Origin of the sequence: Rufibacter tibetensis, from assembly GCF_001310085.1 — a bacterium.
Taxonomy (GTDB): domain Bacteria; phylum Bacteroidota; class Bacteroidia; order Cytophagales; family Hymenobacteraceae; genus Nibribacter; species Nibribacter tibetensis.
In genome coordinates this window covers 182,443-202,785 of sequence record NZ_CP012644.1, presented here as the reverse complement: position 1 = coordinate 202,785, position 20,343 = coordinate 182,443, and the positions used below count along the sequence as shown (strand labels likewise).

General features: G+C 50.4%; 11 protein-coding genes. 5 read left to right on the top strand and 6 right to left on the bottom strand.

Features of this window, described 5'->3' with window-relative positions:
* Positions 1–34 precede the first annotated feature (34 nt).
* The 5 genes from DC20_RS22075 to DC20_RS22055 all read right to left on the bottom strand — a co-directional run bounded on the left by DC20_RS22075 (position 35) and on the right by DC20_RS22055 (position 10,398).
* The gene (locus DC20_RS22075) at positions 35–2,995 is read right to left on the bottom strand and encodes a glycoside hydrolase family 95 protein (protein WP_245652371.1); all 2,961 of its coding nucleotides are present in this window, start codon (positions 2,993–2,995) and stop codon (positions 35–37) included.
* 45 nt (positions 2,996–3,040) lie between these two features.
* Entirely contained in the window at positions 3,041–4,639 is a 1,599-nt protein-coding gene (locus DC20_RS22070; RefSeq protein WP_062546202.1) for a glycoside hydrolase family 28 protein, read from the bottom strand.
* Between the two features lie 46 nt (positions 4,640–4,685).
* Positions 4,686–6,263, bottom strand: a complete 1,578-nt coding sequence (locus DC20_RS22065; RefSeq protein ID WP_062546201.1) for an MGH1-like glycoside hydrolase domain-containing protein — start codon at positions 6,261–6,263, stop codon at positions 4,686–4,688.
* 233 nt (positions 6,264–6,496) lie between these two features.
* A complete protein-coding gene (locus tag DC20_RS22060) occupies positions 6,497–8,509 on the bottom strand; it encodes a plastocyanin/azurin family copper-binding protein (protein ID WP_245652370.1) in 2,013 nt (670 codons plus the stop codon).
* Between the two features lie 2 nt (positions 8,510–8,511).
* A complete protein-coding gene (locus DC20_RS22055) occupies positions 8,512–10,398 on the bottom strand; it encodes a family 16 glycoside hydrolase (RefSeq protein WP_062546200.1) in 1,887 nt (628 codons plus the stop codon).
* 627 nt (positions 10,399–11,025) lie between these two features.
* Here DC20_RS22055 and DC20_RS22050 point away from each other — a divergent pair.
* The 5 genes from DC20_RS22050 to DC20_RS22030 all read left to right on the top strand — a co-directional run bounded on the left by DC20_RS22050 (position 11,026) and on the right by DC20_RS22030 (position 17,146).
* Positions 11,026–12,273, top strand: a complete 1,248-nt coding sequence (locus tag DC20_RS22050; RefSeq protein ID WP_062546199.1) for a ribulose-bisphosphate carboxylase large subunit family protein — start codon at positions 11,026–11,028, stop codon at positions 12,271–12,273.
* The gene (locus DC20_RS22045; RefSeq protein WP_071885678.1) at positions 12,270–13,685 is read left to right on the top strand and encodes a four-carbon acid sugar kinase family protein; all 1,416 of its coding nucleotides are present in this window, start codon (positions 12,270–12,272) and stop codon (positions 13,683–13,685) included. Before DC20_RS22050 ends, DC20_RS22045 begins: the two co-directional genes overlap by 4 nt.
* A 6-nt stretch (positions 13,686–13,691) precedes the next feature.
* Positions 13,692–14,351, top strand: a complete 660-nt coding sequence (locus DC20_RS22040; RefSeq protein WP_062546198.1) for an aspartate/glutamate racemase family protein — start codon at positions 13,692–13,694, stop codon at positions 14,349–14,351.
* Between the two features lie 61 nt (positions 14,352–14,412).
* Positions 14,413–15,717, top strand: a complete 1,305-nt coding sequence (locus tag DC20_RS22035; RefSeq protein WP_245652369.1) for a bile acid:sodium symporter family protein — start codon at positions 14,413–14,415, stop codon at positions 15,715–15,717.
* A gap of 133 nt (positions 15,718–15,850) precedes the next feature.
* The gene (locus DC20_RS22030; protein ID WP_083470485.1) at positions 15,851–17,146 is read left to right on the top strand and encodes a pectinesterase family protein; all 1,296 of its coding nucleotides are present in this window, start codon (positions 15,851–15,853) and stop codon (positions 17,144–17,146) included.
* A gap of 181 nt (positions 17,147–17,327) precedes the next feature.
* Here the strand turns inward: DC20_RS22030 and DC20_RS22025 are convergent, their stop codons facing one another.
* On the bottom strand, positions 17,328–19,991 hold the full coding sequence (locus DC20_RS22025; RefSeq protein ID WP_169788230.1) for a TonB-dependent receptor: 2,664 nt from the start codon (positions 19,989–19,991) through the stop codon (positions 17,328–17,330).
* Positions 19,992–20,343: the final 352 nt, after the last annotated feature.

Here is a 20,343-nt window from a genome sequence, read left to right as displayed (position 1 = left end):
AGGGAAGCTGAGTTGAGTTGGATGCTGTTTTCCCCTACAGGAGCTTTAGGTTCCTATCCAGCCTATAAACTTTGCCTTCCTGCGTTTCAAAATTCACTTTCCGATTTCCATACCTGAGCGAGCATCTGTTTCCTGCTTTTGATACGACCTCCAGACCTTGCAACTTGCCATCGCCCCACTTCATGTTCAGGACAAAACCGCCACGGGCACAGACACCCTTGATTTCCCCTTCAGGAAGCGCAGCAGGCAGTGCCGGTAACAAGTCAATCGTTTCCTCATGGCTTTGCACCAGCATTTCTGCTATACCGGCCGCACCGCCAAAGTTCCCATCAATCTGGAAAGGCGGGTGCGCATCAAAGAGGTTTGGATAGGAGCCTCCCCCGGAGGCTGCCGGATGTATCAGCATCCGGATCATTTTATAGGCATGGTCACCTTCTTTGAAGCGTGCCCAGAAATTGATTTTCCAGGCAAGGCTCCAGCCGGTTCCTTCATCCCCACGGAACAGCAGCGACTGCCGGGCGGCTTGCATCAGCTCCGGGCTCTTGTCCCAGGTAATGTCCTCGCCGGGATGCATGCCCCATAGGTGTGACACATGCCTGTGCTTGTTGGCAGGATCATCCACATCCTCCAGCCATTCCTGTAGCTGCCCATGCTTGCCGGTTTGGTTAGGCGCAATCTTAGGCCACATGGCCTTCAGCTCAGCCCTGAAGCCCTGATCTGTCTGGAGTATCTCGCTTGCTTCTATGCATTTTTTAAACAGGCTTCGGATAATCTGGTGGTCCATGGTAGGGCCCGCAACCAGGCCCCCGTTCTCCGGGGAATTGGAGGGGGTGCTGATCAACCAGCCGGTCTTCGGGTCTTCCACCAGAAAGTCGGTAAAGAAGCGGGCAGACTCTTTCATAACAGGGTATGCTCTTTCCCTGAGGAACTCCTCATCCTGCGTAAAGAGGTAATGCTCCCACAGGTGGTGGCTTAACCAGGCACCCCCTGTAACCCAGATGCCATGGTTGGAAGCATTGATGGGAGCCGTTCCACGCCATATATCCGTGTTGTGGTGCGTCACCCAGCCTGGTGCATCATAGTGTACTTTCGCTGTTTTCCTGCCTCTTTCTGCCAGTTCATCGATCATGTCGAACAGGGGCTCATGAAGAGGGGAGAGGTTGAGTACCTCGGCAGGCCAGTAGATCATTTCCACGTTGATGTTGGTGGTGTATTTGCTGCCCCAGGGTGGTGCCATCATGTCGTTCCAGATGCCCTGAATGTTGGGTGGGCGGGTGCCGGGTCGGGAGCTTGCCAGCATCAGGTAACGTCCGTACTGCAGGTAAAGAGCTGCCAGGGAGGGATCGGAGGAGGTGGCAAAGTTGGCGATGCGCTGATCGGTAGGTAACAGTTGGTTACTGCTTTTGCCCAAATCAATGGAAAGGGTGTTGAAGTACTGCTGATAATCCCGCACATGGGCAGCTTTCACCTGCTCATACTGCTGGTGGCGGACGGACTGCAATGCCTCTTGGCAAACGGCGGCAGGATCTCCGGAGACATCATCATACTTTACATAATTTGTTCCGGCTGTGAGGTACAGGGTTACCTCGTCTGCCTTGCTGATGCTGATTTTGTCGTTTGAAACGGTAACCTTTCCTCCCTTTGCATCTGCCCTCAGGAAACTCTCGCCCCGTAGGGCCCCGTTGACAACCTGTAGCGACAGGGCCAGGGTGGTGTTGTCCACTTTTCGGTTAGCTGATTTTTTGTGTGGGCTGGTAAGTGAGGATTCAAAGCTTAGCTGGCCGGGCTTGCTGGCGGTTAAGTGAACCGCAATTACCTGGTTAGGCGCAGACGCCCAGTACTCCCTGGTAAAGGTTACGCCGTGCACGGTATAGGACGTGCGGGCTACCGCCTGGGAGATATCCAGCTCCCGTTTATAATCGGAAGGCGCTCCATGTCCTGAGAAGTTGAGCCATAAGTCGCCAAAAGGCTGATAAGCGGCCTGGTATTGTGGGAAGGAGGGCGGCCCACTATCCAATACCATGACTTTCCATGGCTTCTCCAGTGAGATCCGGTCTGGGCCTCCGGTTGCCTTGTCCTCAGGATAGACGCTGATAGGCTGCTCATTGCCTTTTACGCCCGTCAGCCCCCCCTTGTCGTAGTAGTTTAGCACTTGCACCGCAATAAAATTTTTGCCTTTCCTCAGCTGTGCCTTCGGGATGACGTAATGCCTTGATATGTCTTTGCCTTGTGTCGCACCTATAAGTTTCCCATTGACGAAAGTGAAATCATCGTCACGGGTTCTGCCAAGTTCCAGGACAAGGTCCTTGCCATCCCACTGCTTCGGTAGGAGAAAGGAGGTGCGGTACCATACGGCACCATCCAGGCCTTCCAAGCCCACGCTTTCCCAACCTTGCGAGGCGGGTACGGCCATCTCCTCCCACTTGCTGTCATCATAGTTGAAACGGGCGGGGGAACCGGACCCCATTTGGGTCGCTTTCACCTTCTGGATCCAGGCTTCCTTTTTCTGAGCATAGTCCTCCTCATTGCTTTTCCTGCCCATGAAGTGGGTCTGGGCGAGTGCCTCCGCTTCGTCCTGTTTGCCTTCTTCCAACAGCTTTCTGAGCTTGGGCAGGTAAGTGGCGGCCCCTTCCCGGTTATAGTCCCTTGGCTCCCCAGTCCATAAGGTTTCTTCATTGAACTGGATCCTTTCTTTCCCAACTCCTCCGAATACCATCCCCCCAAGCCTGCCGTTGCCGAGGGGCAATGCCTCTGTCCAGGTAGCAGCCGGGGAGGTGTACCATAACGTTAGGTCTTGCTTACCAGCCTGTTCCGTGTTGAAGGCAAAGAGGGTAATCAAAAGAAAACATACGGGGATAAAGCGTTTCCCATACATGTAACTGCTCTTCTTTGGGAAGGGCAGTGGTGCCGAAGGGAAAAAAGGAGAGCCATACTTCTCAGCAGACCGAAATCCATCCCTAAGCATCGCGATCAGTAAAAGACAGGTATTCCTCATAGATTACTCTAACCTCATTGGTAGCAGGGATACAACTTTTAGCCCCTATTTGGATAATGCCTGCTGTACTGAGTTTTCCTTTACATCCTGTTCCATCTTGACAGGTGTCTGTGCATGCCGGAAATTGTTCCCACCCAGATTGATGCTTTTAGTGTCTTTCCCATTTAAAAGCAGGAAGACACCTGTACCGGGTCTGGGGAATGCGTTGTAGATAAACGCATCCTCCACATTAGTCAGCTTTATGGCAGGAGCATGGAGGTGGGGCGTATAGGTTTTAAAACCACCGATTTCCAGCATTTTCACATTTTCAGCATCCAACGAGGGGCCTGACTCCGTATTGACCTGCACATTGTGAAGCTCAATATTCTTTGATTGCTTGATCACGAACCCTGTTTTAGCATCCATGTTAATGTCAGAGAAGGTGATATTCTCAATGGGCATTTCTTCCAGCCCATTTAAATAAGCCGCCTGGTTTACCTGCGCGGTGATATTGCTGAAATGAATGTTTCTAAACCGTGGTGTCCTCTCCGTTACGGGCTCAGGTTTGGTTACCGCGTATTGCATGTCAAGGACAATGGCTTGGTCCTTGATATTCTTCATGATGATGTTGTCTACCCTGATCTCTTCCACAATGCCTCCCCGGCCACGTGCCGTTTTGATTCGGATTCCTCGGTCAGTCCCGTCAAACACGCAGTTGGAGATGGTGATTTTCCTGACATCGCCAGACATCTCGCTCCCTATCACCACACCGCCGTGCCCAGAGAGCATCGTGCAGTTGGTGATGGTGTAGTTTTCAGCCGGAACCGCCATTTTACGGCCAGCTCTGTCCTTGCCTGACTTGATCGTGATGCAGTCGTCCCCCACGCTGATGTGACAGTTGGAAATGTGTACATTTTTACAGGACTCGGGGTTTATCCCGTCGGTGTTGGGCGAGGGCGGGTTATTGATGGTAACACCGGTGATGGTCACATTCTCGCAGAATTCGGGATTGACAGTCCAGAAAGGAGAGTTGATGATGGTGATGCCTTCAACCAACACATTTTTGCAGTACATCGGCTGGATAAACGGCGGGCGCAGAAAGCCCCGCTCCACCACACCGGGCAGGTCCGGTCTCAGGATATCCTGGTTCAGCCTGTGAAACTCTTTCTGCCATTTGGAGTCAGATGATTTCCTGGATTCCCCCTCCGCGAACGCCCACCATTTTTTTCCCTGCCCATCGATGGTCCCGCTGCCTGTAATCGTGATGTTTTCCTGCTTATAGGCGTAAAAAAGAGGAGAGAAACTTACAACATCTGTCCCTTCGTAACGGGTGGGCACCATAGGCAGGTAATCATCAAAATTATCACTGAATTTAACCAGAGCGCCCGCGTCAATGTGGATGGTGATGTTGCTTTTCAAATGTATCGGGCCTGTCAGGTACTCACCGGCTGGGAAAAAAACAGTACCCCCCCCAGCAGAAGAAGCAGCTTCAATAGCTTTCCTGATTGCTGCGGTCGCTAGTTTGCTGCCGTCGTTTTTCGCTCCATATCTAAGAACGTTATAGAAAGGCGCTTTCTCTTTAGCCGCCGCCGATGCCGCTGTGACGGCAAAGAAGAGGAGCGCGTGGAAAAGGATGCTGGTGATGCCGGAGAGTCTTACTTTCATTATCGATTAGAAATTTACTGTTTTCCTTTTGAATAAAGTGTTCGCCTCAGCCTTGCATTCTGGGTAGTTTCGCTGTAGCATCCGTCAGGTTCTTTGAGTGGAAAATCTGCTCGCCGTCAGCGAATACCCTAAAACCTTTCCCCTTCCCGTATTTCTTTCCTGTTTTGTCCCATAACACAGTGATGATTTGGCCGTGGTATAAGACATTGTCCAGGCAAAACCATTCCCACTGGCCTTCCGGAACAAGGGGGTTCACCTGGATGGTATTGTCCGCCTGGGGCTTTATCCCAACCAAGTCATTGATGATTAAGTCACAGAAGCCGGAGTGGTTGTAATAGCTGCTCCTGGGGTTGTCACCTTTCAACCAGTAGCCTGTTTTCTCATCCTGATACTCCCCGAGGTAGGGCTTGCCGTTCTTTTGATGGGACCAGGCGTAGGTTCTCAAAGCATCATAGTAATCTTTCTTAGACATGGAGTGACTGGAGTAGTTGTTGAGCAAGTTTGCCAGGCCCTTCAGGGTCTGAGTGGTGGCAAACGGCCAGATGGCACCGTCCCATTCGCATCCATGGCCAGAGCCACGGGTTCTGAAGGTGGGATGCCTGCGTTCAGCTGTCGTTAAGCCCCAAGGAGCAGAAAACCCCGTCGTGTCTTTGATTTGCTCCCAAGCCTTCGCAAACTCAGGTGAATCGTCGGGTAAACCAAAGTACCAGGGAATATAGCCTATAGCTTCGCGAGCATCTGAAAAGGGACCCTTTTCCAAGCGTACCTTGAAGAATTCCGCCTTGTTGTCCCAAAGCTGGGTTTGTACAGCTGATTTAATCATTGACGCTTTTGCCGCGTACTGGTTCGCCAAATCGTTCTTGCCTGCCACTGCCGCCATCTTCGCCAGTGCTGAGGCGTACCCATACATGTAGCTGCTTATAGTCGGCCTGACATGTTTTTCTTTTCTGGAACCGCTGATGGATTCTTCCATCCCGTCCCGCACATCAAATTGCCAGAACAGGTTACTGCCCGCGCTATTCTCCTCCACCCATTGTCTGTAGTCAGCATCCATGTCGTCAAGTATGCCCAGCATGTGCGCAGAATCCTGGTTTACCAGATAGCGGTTGTAAACGGCGTCCCCTACCCAGCTACTGAACTTGTGGAACTTGGTGTTGGGTCTGTTTTTTTCTACCGTAAACCAAAAGTTGACATACTGGTTGATGTAGTCCTGGTTGTGTAGCCAACGTCCTTCATAGATGTGGTGGGACAGCGCACAGCTTATTGTATTGTGCTTTCCGGCATGATTAACCGGAGTGATGAATTCAGTAAAAACGAATCCATCCGGGGTTTGCTTCAAGTGCTTTCTGAATGTCCACCAGCGGTAGTAGTAGGTCTGTTCTATAACAGAGTCAGGGCATTCAAACAGAGGGACATTCTGCTGCATCCAACTAACAGCTTGGCTGTTGGGGATGTGGTTCACCACATCTTCTGGCTCCATCTGGTTGAAATAAGCCACATATGCCTTTAGTTTGCCAGGTTGCAGAAAGCGCTCCTCCGGCTTTGGGGAATTTTCAGTGGAACAGGTTCTGACAACTGCCAGTAAGCCTAAAATTGACAACAATTTTGTGGCAAGACTTATCATAGAAAGACAGGGTTATAGTGTTGAGCAGTGCGGATAACAGCCGCACCGCCAGGAAATGCCTGGGGGCCATCCATGTTCCCTAATAGCAATATAGAAATAATAATTTTATAAGTAAACAACATATTTAGGTATAAAACATATTATCGTCCATACTAACCACTGCAGGCATTGGCTTAAAAGAACCGGGTGGGGTCTGTGGCATTCAGGGCGCATGTTTGACAGGGCTGCCCCTGTTACTTCGAGGATATGGATTTGCGGCTGACTTTCATGATTCCCTTCATAATGTTGTAATGGCCGGGAAAGGTACAGACGTACGGGTAATCACCGGCCTTGGGGGCCACAAAATAAATATCCTGCGAGCTATTGGGTTGTAGCAAACAGGTGTTGAACAGCACATCGGCGGAGATGGGAACGTACCCTAGCTTGGGGCCGTCCATGCCTAACTCCATGGCCTTCTTGCCAATCTCGTCACCTTTGCCTTTGGCGGTGATCACCAGGTTGTGGAGCATATCATCCGTATTGTCAAACACAAGCTTTACTTTGCTGCCCTCCGGCACCTCAAAATCCTCTATGCTGAACTTCAGTCCGGGTTTAGTGCCAATGGTTATAGTGATATCCGGGCCTCCCGCCCAATTCGCTGGTTGTTCCGTCGGGTTCTTCGATGGTTCGCCCCCGCAGGGAGTGTTGTTGTCTTTCTGCTGCGCGTTTGCTTGCTGCGTCATCATCTGGGCATGTTTCTGGTGTGCCTGCCCTCCTCCCGGGATGGCATTCAAAGTATAGTAAGCCAGGGGATGCAGGAGCTCGGTACCGGTTCGGGATTTTATTCCTTTCAGCATCAGTTCATGTATATAGCCTTCTCTCAGGCCGTGTACAATGAGCTTTACCTTGCGTCCGTCTTTTGTAACCTCGGCACTCGAGATGCTGTAGGGCAAGGCGTTGATGATAGGACTCCCATAGCTCTTTTGGTAGCTGTAGGTAAAGCCTGTCATCTGATAAGCCTTTGGATTGGAAGCCAGCCGCTTGTTTACCGGTTGCGTGAACTCCAGCTCAAAACCATCTGCCAGGGCTCTCATGGCCTTTATCTCAAATATTGGTTTCTTATTCCATACAAGGCGCTGCAAACCATAAAGCTCCCCTCCCGTGGAAGCCCATCCTCTGCTGGTCATGCCAACAAACAGGGAGTTGTCACTTCCCCAGGCCATGCGCAAGATGCCGGAGGAGAACCCTTCCCTGAAAGGGAAGCAGGCTCCCTGGTACTCCCCATTTACTTTCTCCAGGAAAACACGCATGATCTTACTGTGGCCTTGGTCACCCACCAGAAGCTGCCCTTTGAAAGGGCCGAAAGCATCAGAATTGATAGAGAGGACAGCAGTAGTGGAGATCCCCATCAGCGTGTGTGGAAACCAGACGGCAGGTAGTTTCAAGCCCTTCTGCTCTTTTGCAAAATCAAACATGGTGCCTACCGAATCCGTCTTGAAGGCCGTTGCCTTCATCTTAACGGGTGAGTTGGGTTCATCGCTCCACTTAAGCCCTTCCGGGTGCCCGACGAAGTCACCCTCCTTTACATGTGTGATCCAGCCAGAGCCAATCCAGTCGCCCTGGTTTTCAGAATAGAATACGTCACCGCTTTCATGGAGTCCTAATCCCGCCGGGGAGCGCATGCCTGTGGCAAAGGGTGTCATTTCCCCATTCTCTTTCACCTTGAGCATCCAGCCACGCCACTTTGCAAGGCTTTTCCCTTTGCCTTCCCAGGACAGGTTAAGGTTTACCAGCATATCCCCGTTCGGCAAGAACAGGGGGCCGTAGGAGTATTCATGGTAGTTGCCGGATAGTGGCCAGGCATATACGGTTTTAAACAAATCGGCTTTGCCGTCCCTGTCCGTGTCTGTGATCTTTGTGAGTTCAGAACGCTGCGTGGTATAAAATGAACCTTTGTGGTAAGAAAGGTAAAGTGTCTCATGCAGGCCCGATGCAAAGCGGGTGTACTTGGTGTTCTTTAACTTATTTTGGTAAGGGTCATCGATCATCCATATCTCACCACGCCGGGTCGCCACGGCGAGTTTGTCGTCCTCGGTAAAGGCAAGTCCGCCGACCTCCAGCATGACGTCTGCTGGTATGGGTACGTTCTTGATGCTGTAATACCTGCGTTCCTTCGCCGCGTCACCTGATTGGGCGTTGGAAACATGGAAGGCGAGGCACAGGAGCAGATGGATAAAGAGAGCTTTTCCTTTCATTTCTATGATCATTTCTACCAGATAATGGAATATTTTACTTTGGCGGTTTTTGTCTTGGGGTTCAGCGGCAACAGGAGTTGGTATTGTCCGTTGCTGACTTGGCGGATGGTGGGGCTTGCCCCTGAAGCCTGCAGATCCTCCAGGTAATAGCTTTTGTTGTCAATGGCATAGCTGCCATTAGGGAGCTTCTCAATGGCGCTGCCGCTGCCAAGCAAGCAGTAAAGCTGGCCGGCGGGTTGGTGGGATCTCAGGCTGATCTCCCGGGTTAATCCGGTTTTGTCAGGGGTGGGCTGCAGGAAGTCTTCTACTTCCGTTTTGTTGAGGGTATAGAAAAAGACCGGGAGGCCGTCAGGGGTTAGTCGGTAGCCCCTGTCCGTATAAGTATTGTCATCAGGTCCGATGGCGGCGGGCCAGGCAGTATCCCTTCCTTTAAGCACAGCGAGTGTGGGTAGCCCTGGCAACTGCAGGCTTGCACCTAACGGGATTTCCAACTGGGTCTCGCCCCGCTCGCGCCACATATTGGACACGTCTATGTATTTGCCGTGCCATATGTTGAGCAACCCCTGGGCATTGAGGTCATAGGCATAGTTGACGCCCCCCGGTATCCCTATTGAAGCGGCATAAGGCTTCGGGGCACTTTGGTGCAGTAGGAAGCCCCGCTGCATCACGGGCTCTTCCTCCACAAGCAAAGCCAGGGGGGCTACCTCGCCCGTGCGCCTCAGGGAAGCTGGGGTCGTAAGCACGGTCCAGGGCCTTCCCGGGCCTTCATACTCCAAGGAAAGGCTTTTATCAGAATTGGAATAGGCAAGCCTGAAATTGTGCTTACCCCTGCTTAGGGATGTCTTGCCATAGAAGAACCGGTTATAGTCACGTGAGTTGCCATTTTCAACCACCACTGAATCATCGATCACCAGCCACACAGGTCCTCCTGCCGATGTTTTGAACAGATAATCCCCTTCGCGCGGGGTTTCCATCTGCCCTTCCAGTACCAATACCTCGTCTTCTTCTCCCAGCAGGTGGGAAAGGGAATCCGCTTTGCCTGTTTTAGCAGGAGGCAGATGCCGCCATGCGTCAAGCGTATAGTGTCTGCCCTCAAACAATTTGTAATGGACGTTCTGTACTAGGATAGGGGCCGCGTCGTAAACCTTGTACCTGATATTCTTGAAAGCAACCGGGCCCTGATCCCCTTGCAGCATCAGCGGGGCAAGGGCCTGCTCATCAGTATAGGGTGCTGATTGCGTGGGAGTAGGCACCACAACGTCCTTTTGTACCTGGACGCCATTCAATACTACCTCCACAAAGCGGGCATCTGCTACTTTCTTTCCTGTAGGGTCAAACCGTGGAGCCTTGAAGCTTATTTTTAGGTGTTGCCACAGCCCTGGGGCTTTGGAGGCGCCTTCAGCTGGTGCACTGCCAGGGAACGCCTTTTTTTTACCGTCGGGGGCTATCCCCCCGCAATCTTCAGGTGTAAGGCTGCCCTTTAACCAGCTGTCGGATAATTGCACCTCATACCTGCTTTGCAGAAGAACCCCCGAGTTAGAGCCTTTGGGCATCATGAAATCCATCTCCAGGTCTATGTCGCCGTGTGACAGCTTAGTCAATAAGTTGGCGTTTTTGTCATTTGCGGGCAGACTGGTTAAAATGCCCGTGCCGTTTGAGGCAGTTAAGCTATTGGGGCTGTGTCTGTCAGCGTAAACATTCCCCGCAACATCCCAGTTTCCAGCACCAGGCTGCTGAAATTCATTAAGATCCTCCAGCTTCAAGGGTATATACGGGAGGTAAGTAATAGGCTTGGTTTCGCTTTCCTGCACTTCTTCCTTTTGCTTTTTGCATGCAGCTATGGTGGCAAGGAAAGAGAGAGCAAATAAAATTTCTCTGTACATAGGGATCACTGTGAACATATCTTAACTGAGAGAACTCGGGTAGGAGGATAATCAGTTTTTTATTTTGGTAAACTAAACGGTAGGTCGGAACATGATTTCTGACCCGGGATTCGCCATGCTGTCGAAAGCTTTTTAGCTGTACTTGAAGGTGAGTTCAACTTGCTTCCGATATCAGCTTACTTCCGGTATGTAAAGAGGATGTTTTGGTTTGTTTGTTCTTGGTTATTTATTAGATTAATTCAAATTTGATACTGCAGGATTTTGCTCAGTAAATGATAAGTTAGTTTTTAGTTTTAAAGCTTGCATCCTGCACTGTCCTGTTGTTTTTAAGAGGTAGGTTTTTGGGGCTTTTGTTGATTGCGTAAACTGCTTTATTTTATTGTAGAGCTTTATAATGGTTGTTTGTTCTTTTGTAAATCAGAACAAAATAAGTGATAAATTATTTTAAATATAAATTGCTTTTTTATAAATAAATGTGATACTTACGCTGGATATTCGGGATGGGGATACTGATTGTGGGGGTGGGGTAGATGTAAGGTATGTTGTTTTAGTTATATTTCTAAAAAGTATAACCAAAGGCAAGCCTGGCTGGGAAAACGATAGTAGAATGAGTTATTTATAAGAACAAACAATGCCTGGAGAGTTATGGAAAGGATCACCGCAAAGTACCTCATAGAAACGCCGCTGGAAGTAGAGGCTGCTGCCCAGGTGCTGGCAGGGGAGCAATCGTCGGGTACGTTTGTGGAGGTGCCCGGCGAGACGGCTGAACTAAAACGGCGCTTTGCAGCCCGGGTAGAGTCAATAACACCGCTGGAAACCGTGACGGAGCCCGCTATACCAGGGGCTGTGTCAGATAAAAGACTATACCACAGAGCAATGTTGGAAGTGTCTTGGTCAATCGAAAACTTCGGCTATAACCTTCCTGTCTTGATTTCAACGCTACAGGGTAATCTGTATGAACTCACTCAGTTTACAGGTTTGAAACTGATGGACCTGGAGGTGCCATCCTCCTTTGCAACACATTTTAGTGGGCCGAAATTTGGCATAAAGGGGTGCCGCCAGTTGACTGGGGTAGAAGAACGACCGCTAATAGGCACCATCATCAAGCCCAGTATTGGCATGACGCCGCAGCAGACCGCCGACCTTGTGAAAACACTGGCTGAGGCAGGTATTGATTTCGTGAAAGACGATGAACTGATGTCGGCTTCGGCCAATTCCTCTTTTGAGGACCGTCTGGACATGGTAACGCGCGTCATCAACGACCATGCCGATAAAACAGGCAAAAAGGTGATGTATGCTTTTAATATAACTGACGAAATAGACGTAATGCTGCGCCGGTACGAGAAGATAGTTGCCTCTGGTGGCACTTGTGCCATGGTCAGCCTGAACAGTGTGGGATTGGCCGGTGTCAAAAAGGTGTGTGACCAGGGGCAACTGGCTATACACGGGCATAGAAACGGCTGGGGTATGCTGAACCGGCATCCGTTTCTGGGCATAGAGTTTCCTGCTTACCAAAAGCTTTGGCGTTTGGCTGGGGTAGACCAGATTCACGTGAATGGTATCCAAAACAAATTCTGGGAATCAGACGATTCGGTGGTCCGTTCAATTGAGGCTTGTCTAAAACCCATGCTGGGCGGGTACTCTGTCCTGCCTGTTGTATCATCGGGGCAGTGGGGCGGGCAGGCACCTGAGACTTACCGCCGTACTCAGACTACCGATCTGCTGTATATGGCAGGTGGTGGCATTATGGCACATCCTAGCGGGCCATGTGGTGGTGTGGTAGCCATGCGCCAGGCATGGGAGGCAGCAGTGCAAGGGCTAACAGTGGAAGAGGCTGCGCGGCAGTACCCCGAATTCCGGGAATCAGTTGAAAAGTTTGGAACCAGGAAATGATGGCAGTAACCGGAGAACTTTTGCTGGCCTACTATGGTGACGATTTCACTGGCTCAACTGACGCACTGGAGTTTCTGAGCCGGGCCGGGGCCAAGACTGTCCTTTTTATACAGCCGCCCACGCCGGAACAGTTGGCTAGGTACGAAGGGCTGCAGGCAATTGGGGTGGCAGGCCTGGCCCGGGCAATGGCACCTGATGAAATGGAACTGGAACTGCGGCCTGCTTTTACGGCGCTGCGTGCCCTGGGGGCTGCCCATGTGCATTATAAAGTTTGCTCTACCTTTGATTCCTCTCCGGCTATCGGGAGCATTGGAAAAGCCATTGACATAGCCACAACCATCTTTGAGGCGCCTTTTGTGCCGCTTTTGGTAGCAGCGCCGGCACTTGGCCGCTACTGTGCTTTTGGAAACCTGTTTGCCCGCATGGGCATCGGGAGTTCAGGAATAATATACCGCATTGACCGGCACCCCTCCATGAGCCGCCACCCAATCACGCCCGCCGATGAAGGCGACCTGCGCCTGCACCTGGCCCGGCAGACAAAGAAGCGAATCGGGTTGATGGATAATCTGCAGGTTGTATTGCCAGTGGCTCAAGCCAGCAGAGAGCTAGAAAGTGCCATTCAGGGTGGAGCAGAAGTAATGCTGTTTGATGCCCTGTACGAGGCTCATTTAGAAACCATAGGCGAGCTTATCAATGCCTATGCAACTCCTGAAAAGCCCCTTTTCTCTGTAGGTTCCTCTGGAATTGAAATGGCTCTGGGTAAATATTGGGAACATACAGGACAACTACAGCCGGTACGGAATTGGGTTGAGCCGGGATTTGCTGCTCCTTTGCTTGTTGTATCAGGAAGCTGTTCGCCGGTTACCTCGGGGCAGATTAGCTGGGCTCTGGCCAATGGCTTTCAGGAGATAGCCCTTGATACCGAAGCTATAGCCCGAAATACCAGTGATGAATGGTTCAGGTGTGCCGTGGCTGACGCGTTAACCTTCCTTCAGGAAGGAAGAAGTGTTATCGTGCATACCAGCCGGGGTATGCACGATGCACGTGTGGTTAAAACGGAGGAGGTCTTTAGGCTGCAGGGGCTAGACAAGGCAAGCATGCAAAGACAGACAGCACGCCTCTACGGCGCCGCATTGGGGCGAATAGTGAGGGCAATAGTAGGAGAAACAGAATTGCAACGGATCGTGATTGCTGGTGGAGACACCTCCAGTTACGCTGCCCGCGAAATAGGCATAGAAGCCGTGGAAATGATTGCGCCTGTCACACCTGGTGCCCCCCTGTGTAAAGCCTATGCCCCAGGTTCTCCAGCTGATGGGCTGGAAGTGAATTTTAAAGGAGGGCAGGTGGGGCCGGAAAATTACTTTGGGATTATTTCACAAGGAAAGTCATCACTTCACACACAAACTATTTAGAATCATATGGAAAAGAAAACACTAGGCCTTATTCATACCTCTGCCACACTGGTACCTGTTTTTCAGCAGCTTTGCTCTGAATTGCTGCCTGATATAAATGTTTTTAACATAGTGGACGATAGCCTTATCAAGGATGTAATCTCGAAAGGAGAAATGACTTCAACAACTGCCCGCCGGGTAGTGGATCATATAGGTTCTGCGGAAGCTGCTGGTGCCGACTTTATTATGGTGACCTGCTCCTCAATAGGCGCAGCAGTAGAAACAGCAGCATTACTTACAAAAGTCCCAGTATTACGGGTAGACCAACCCATGGTGGACCTGGCAATAAATACGGGTAGAAAGATAGGGGTCGTTGCTACGCTGCCAACGACACTGGCCCCTACCAGTGACCTGGTAAGACGCCGTGCCTCACTGGCAGGAAAGGAGATAGAGCTTACTTCAAGACTTTGTGAAGGCGCATTTGAGGCCTTGATGAGCGGTGATGCTGCCAAACATGATGCGATGGTGACAGATGCCCTGCGGGAGCTATCCGCGCAGGTAGATGTTATCTTGATGGCGCAAGCCTCTATGGCCCGTGTGGTGCAAACCATGGATGAATCGGAAAAGCGTGTCCCCATCATTGCCAGTCCGCCACAGGCTGTAAAGCACCTGGCAACAGTATTGTAAGATGGGGGCTACGGTAAAGAAGTTGAGGGGCCTTTGTCTGTTGGGGAGCGCCCTGCTCTTTATGCTACTGCTGATTGGTATGCTGCTTGACATGCCTTCATTGTGGCAGCCAGCTTTTGTAGGAACGGCAGTTGCTTTTGCCATTGGCCTGGGGGCACTTCCGGCTCTCAAAGGGTATCAATATACTGCCTGGATTATAGCCGCGGTGGTTGCCGGTATGGTATACCCTACCCAGTTGCTCTACTGGGGAGAATTCGACCTCCGTAATACATGGCTGATTCTGCTGGTGGTGCAGATGGTAATGTTTGGAATGGGCATACAAATGAGCCTGCGCGATTTTACGGGACTGGCTACTACGGGCCGCGGTGTTCTTATAGGCCTGCTGTGTCAATTTTCTATCATGCCGTTCATGGGCTTTATGTTAACCAAGTTCTTCGGTTTTGATGATGAAATAGCGGCAGGCATCATCCTGATTGGTTCCTGTTCCAGTGGGCTGGCCTCTAATGTGATGGTTTACATTGCCCGCGCTAACCTGGTCTTGTCGGTTGCTGTAACCGCCATGGCTACGCTACTGGCCCCGTTCATTACACCGTTCATGATGAAGCTTTTGGCGGGAACGCTGGTAGAGATCAAATTCATCAACATGATGCTGGAGATTATCAAGATTGTGCTGGTCCCAATTGGTGCAGCCCTGTTGCACGACTACCTGAAAAAAGCAAGCCCTGAAGGCAGAAGAGCCGTTAATTTTATCGCCCTGTTTTGCCTAAGCTGGTTGCTGGCGTTGGCGTTGGGTGGGTGGAATTGGCTGGATAACACTTTGAGTCCTGCAGGTTTAAAAGCGGCAGAAATCTTTAGCTTTATGACTGGTGCTGCAGTGGTGGGAGTGTTTTACCACAGCCTTGCCACTCGTTTTCACAAGCTGGACGGGTTTATGCCTTATGTTTCCATGTTCGGGATAGTATATTTTACCACCGTTACAACTGCCGCCGGGCGTGACAACCTGTTGCAAGTGGGCTTCCTGCTGTTTCTAGCCGCCGCTATACATAATACGGCGGGGTATGTGCTCGGCTACTGGTTTAGTCGCTTGCTGGGACTGGATAAAAATTCTGCCCGTTCCATGGCGTTTGAAGTAGGCTTACAGAATGGTGGAATGGCATCTGGGCTAGCCGGGACAATGGGCAAACTGGGAACAGTAGGGTTGGCGGCAGCCGTTTTCAGCCCTTGGATGAATATTTCCGGCTCTATACTGGCAAATTACTGGCGGCGACACCCGCTATTTAAGGAAACAGAAATTGAACAGGAGGAGAAAATGGAAGAGATTGCACAAGAACCAGCGATACCCTCTGCTGAAAAGAAAGTTGTTTGAAAAATCCCGGGGATACCGCTGGATAAAACCAGCCAATTTTCACGATAGACCAGGCATTCCATTGTACGGTTCCTGCTGCCGGGGTTCCTGTTATTTTGCTTTTCCCGTTTTCTGAGTTAATAAACTTCATCATATGATGTCCTTGGTCAAATCGGCGTTTATGGGCGGGCTCTTCCTTTTCCTGCTAACTCTATCGGCCACTGCTTACCCGATGTCAACCCTTGCTCCGGACATAACGGTAGCCAGTGACGGTTCCGGAAACTTTAAAACAGTTTCGGAGGCATTGGCTTCGCTGGAGATAACGGATACGCACAGGGTCGTTATTTTTATCCGGGACGGGGTTTATGCGGAGCAGGTAAACATCACGAGGCCCAATGTAACCCTAAGGGGGGAGAGCCGGAGGGGAACCCGCATTGCGTTCGATTTACCCCGGCGCGACCCGAAAGCGACTGCGCCTCCGGCTGACTTAAGGGGTGTGCTGAATGTGTTTGCGGATGGCATTGTGCTGGAGAACCTGACGGTGCAGAATACATACCCTTTTCGGCGCCATACCTTTACGCTTTATGGGCGCGGCTCCTTCATCCTGACAACCAATTGCGATTTCATAGCGGAAGGAAATGATACGGTGGCGCTCTGGGCAAGGGGCGGAGGCTTGTATTACCATGCCAACTGCCATTTTCAGGGGAACATTGATTACCTCTGCCCCAGGGGATGGTGCTATGTCACCAATTCCTCCTTTTTTGAGGTAGATACCCGGGCAGCCCTCTGGCATGACGGGGGAAAGGACCCCCGTAAAAAACTGGTCATAAAAAACTCGACCTTCGATGGGGCGAAAGAGTATGCCCTGGGCCGTTACCCGCGCGACTCTCAGTTTTACCTGATAGGGTGCCAGTTTTCGGAAACCACAAAAGACGTACTGGATACCAACGCCCCGGCTATACCAACAGATGATTTCAGATGGGGGAGGCGCGTCTTCTTCTACAACTGCCACCGCGCTGGGGGAGATGCTGCCTGGCATGCAGACAACCTGGGTGCCGCAGCCGGCTCCCCGAAACCAAGCGACATAACCGCCTCCTGGACCTTTGAAAACCGCTGGGACCCGGAACGCACAGATGCTCCCCAAGTGACGGAGGTTCGCATAGGTTCTAGGGAACGGGTAGTGGAGGTGATATTTTCTGAGCCGGTAACCGTACGCGGATTGCCTGTGCTGAGGACAAGTCAGGGGAAAGCCTTGCCATGGACGGAAGTGAATGGAACGAATACTGTTACCTTTGCGCTGCTGGATAAAGATGACGCGCCGGCTGCATTGGAATTAGGGCAGGGAATGATTTTTGCCTCATTGGCTACCACACAACTGCGGAAGGCGGACATACGATTGCCGCTTCCTATGAAAAACAAACGCAGAAGTTTTAGAAAAGGAGGGCGGTAAACGTGTCTTTTACCTGTCTTAGGGTATCAGTCTGGAGAATGCCTGCCTTTTTCAAGAGCTGAACTGATATCCCTGCTTGTGCAGGCGCTTACAGGCACTGACTTGAAAATCAAATCATCAAGCCCGGCACATCGGCAAAAGGCTTGGCTAGCAAGCCTATATGCTATTGAGCGCGATAGGATTATTTAGTACCACCTGCAAAATTTTTGATGCTATACGTGAAGGTGAGCATAAGGAACCGCTGCAGGATGGATGACTGCACATCCTCTATGTATAATTCGGTCACATTGCGGGTGATGCTGTTATTCTGCTCCAGCAGGTCGTTTACGCTCAAACTTATCTCCCCACTCTTATCAGCGAAAACTTTCTTGCTCAAACTCATATTCCAGAGCAGATAACTGTTGTCATATCCCGCCGAAAGCCCGGCGTTGAACTGGTGGTTTAGCTCCGTGCGGTAAACAAACCCATTGAGGAAAGCCCAGGTGTATTTCAAGTTTGTGCTTTGGTTGAAATAATTGTTGTTTTTTTGGGGGAGAAGCGTGTTTTCCACCATATTATAGTTTGAGTTAGTGGATAGATTGAAATCTACTTCCTCGCTTATGTTACTGCTAAGGGAAACACCCAACCTGAAGTTGGTGGCTTTGGAAATGTTTGTACGCTCATTGATGATCCCTGGGCGTTTGGAAAAACCCACGGAACCACTGAAGCTTACCTTGGATTTTATGAAATGTACCGGCTGCCCATAGTTGAAGAAGGTTCTTAAATCCCAATAATCTTCATCTAAGTTAACAGGGCGGGTAAATTGGGAACCCTCTTTTAACTCAACCTCATCACTTAGTGCAATAGCTCTGTCAGCTATGACTGTACTGTTGGTAATGTTGTTTTGGGTTATGGAACCTCTTAAGCCAACGTAAAAGACTTTATTCGTCTGAGGATTGAAACCCCGGTATCTCAAAGATATCCTGTTCTGGTATGACTGCTTCAAATCAGGGTTTCCCGATCTGATATGAAGCGGATTGGACTGGTCTATCACATCCTGCAGCTGGCTGAATGAAGGGGCAGTGGTATTGGTTTGGTATTCCAAACGGAGATTACGTGATGCGGAAAAGGTATACTCAAGTTCTGCGGATGGAAGTACGCTGTAGAAAACGCGTTCCATTCCATATGCCTGTGGAAACTCCTGGTTGTTCTCTAATTTCGCTTTCTGGAGTTCCGCCTTACCTTCCAGCCTGAATCTTTTTGCATTGTACTGGTACCCAAACTTGATTTGCTGTGTCAGGTAATCACTCTTGAAGCTATTGCTAAGCGTAGTATCCAGAAGAGTGTAGTGGCCAGTCTGCTCCGCCAGGTAGAAAGTGCGTCTGTCAGCGTCGTCTACCTTATTACTGATCTGGTACTCCAGTTGCATTCTGGCGTTCCTGCCAATAGGTTCAGTAAAGGAGGCATTGGCTTCCCAGGCGTAACCCCTGCTGTCGTTGTTCCTGTACTGATCCAGTGTTTCAAATGGGTTCTCCTGGTTATGGAATATGTTTTCTGCAACCCTGTAGCTTTCACCTTCACCGGTGCTGAAATTGTTTTTAAGGCTGGTGGAAAAAGTACGCCCCTTTTTGGTGAAACGATGCCTGAAATGGAGATCGCTTTCCCCTTCAAGGCCAGCTTCATTGCCATAGGCATTATTTTCCGTCTGGTTGATGGGGCCATTGCCGTTACTTGTGCGGCCAAAGAAATAGGTGTCGGAGTTTCCTGTCCGGATCGAGAAATTAGGTTTGAACAGGATTTCGTTGCGGTCATTCATGGCGTACTTCAGCCGCATGGTGAAACGCTGCCTTGTATCAGCATTCAAACTGTTGCTGTTTTCTGAGTAGACTCTTCCGGAATCAGCGGATGTGGCTGAAAGAAAATAATTTCTTTCCTTTCTTTGGCCTTGCTCAAACTGTTTATAATCTAGAACATAGTTCCCGCTGATTTCAATCCTGCCCCTCCACTCATCACTAAAGTTAAGCCCTATCCTGTTTGATGTGATGATTCCGTTAGAGCCTCCTCTACGGCCTCTCATGCCTCCACCCGGGGTCTCACCTATTGAGTAGTCCGATACGTTTATGTTATTTCTTATGCCCGTAACTGTAAGGCGCCTGTGACCACTGAAGAAGTTCACGCTGGCCCCCAGCATATAACGGCTATCTGTTCCATAGCCCGCGGATGCTTGCCCAAACTGCCCCCGCCTGCGCTCAGGTTTGGTGACAATGTTGATTGTCCTGGCCCTTTTGCCATCATTAAACCCACTAAACTCAGCCTGGTCGCTCTGCTTGTCAAATATCTGGATATTTTGGATCACCTCTGCCGGCAGGTTGCGCAAAGCAGCGTCCACGTCACCTTCGAAAAAGCGTTTCCCATCCACCAGGATCTCCTGTACATCTTCGCCTTGCGCCTGTATCTTTCCATCCTGTATGGTTATGCCAGGCATTTTCTGCACGAGGTCCTCTGCGCTGGCACTTGGGTTAACCTTAAAGGCGCCAGCGTTGAACTGCGTGGTATCCCCCAGCTGTTCCCCAAGCGCCATATGCCCTATAATCAATATCTCCCTTATCGCTGTAGGTTCTTCCTGTAAAAGCAACGTTCCCAGGTCTACTGACCTCTGGTCTACCCTTACTGACTTTGTAAGTGATTTGAATCCAAAGTAGGTCACCTTTACTATGTACTCTCCCGGAGCTATGCGCTCAAACCTGAATTTACCATCCACATCCGTCGACGCAGCCGCAGGAGAAGTGACATCCGATTGCTGAAGCAAAACAATGGCACCTGGCAACGCTGTTGAATCTGCTGCATTTTGAATTGTGCCTGTCACGGCGATGGATTGTGCCCCAACCTGGATAACACTGAATAAGAAAAACAATGCTAGCGGCAACAGGCTCTTTGGGACCTTGCATTTGCCGCCAGGAAGATGTATTTGTTTTGGGTGTTCAGACATGCAGGATCGTGCTGATGGGTTAGGAAGCGATTACCACAAGGTATAAACTTGTTTCTGTCTCCTGAACCCTTCACTGTCCAAGCAGGATTTAACCTGGTTGAATCGGGAGATCCTGCTATTAAGAATTGAGGTCTGCCTGAGTATGTAAGCCTATTGAGGAGTTTATTTTATAGATAGCGGGCTGATGCCTCAAGTGAATAAGGAAATATCGCTGACTGGAAGCGGCAGG

Bases quoted from the DNA above. Each gene is read 5' to 3' on its own strand.
- DC20_RS22075 (WP_245652371.1), bottom strand. From the start codon at position 2,995: ATGAGGAATACCTGTCTTTTACTGATCGCGATGCTTAGGGATGGATTT.
- DC20_RS22070 (WP_062546202.1), bottom strand. From the start codon at position 4,639: ATGAAAGTAAGACTCTCCGGCATCACCAGCATCCTTTTCCACGCGCTC.
- DC20_RS22065 (WP_062546201.1), bottom strand. From the start codon at position 6,263: ATGATAAGTCTTGCCACAAAATTGTTGTCAATTTTAGGCTTACTGGCA.
- DC20_RS22060 (WP_245652370.1), bottom strand. From the start codon at position 8,509: ATGATCATAGAAATGAAAGGAAAAGCTCTCTTTATCCATCTGCTCCTG.
- DC20_RS22055 (WP_062546200.1), bottom strand. From the start codon at position 10,398: ATGTTCACAGTGATCCCTATGTACAGAGAAATTTTATTTGCTCTCTCT.
- DC20_RS22050 (WP_062546199.1), top strand. From the start codon at position 11,026: ATGGAAAGGATCACCGCAAAGTACCTCATAGAAACGCCGCTGGAAGTA.
- DC20_RS22045 (WP_071885678.1), top strand. From the start codon at position 12,270: ATGATGGCAGTAACCGGAGAACTTTTGCTGGCCTACTATGGTGACGAT.
- DC20_RS22040 (WP_062546198.1), top strand. From the start codon at position 13,692: ATGGAAAAGAAAACACTAGGCCTTATTCATACCTCTGCCACACTGGTA.
- DC20_RS22035 (WP_245652369.1), top strand. From the start codon at position 14,413: ATGCTACTGCTGATTGGTATGCTGCTTGACATGCCTTCATTGTGGCAG.
- DC20_RS22030 (WP_083470485.1), top strand. From the start codon at position 15,851: ATGATGTCCTTGGTCAAATCGGCGTTTATGGGCGGGCTCTTCCTTTTC.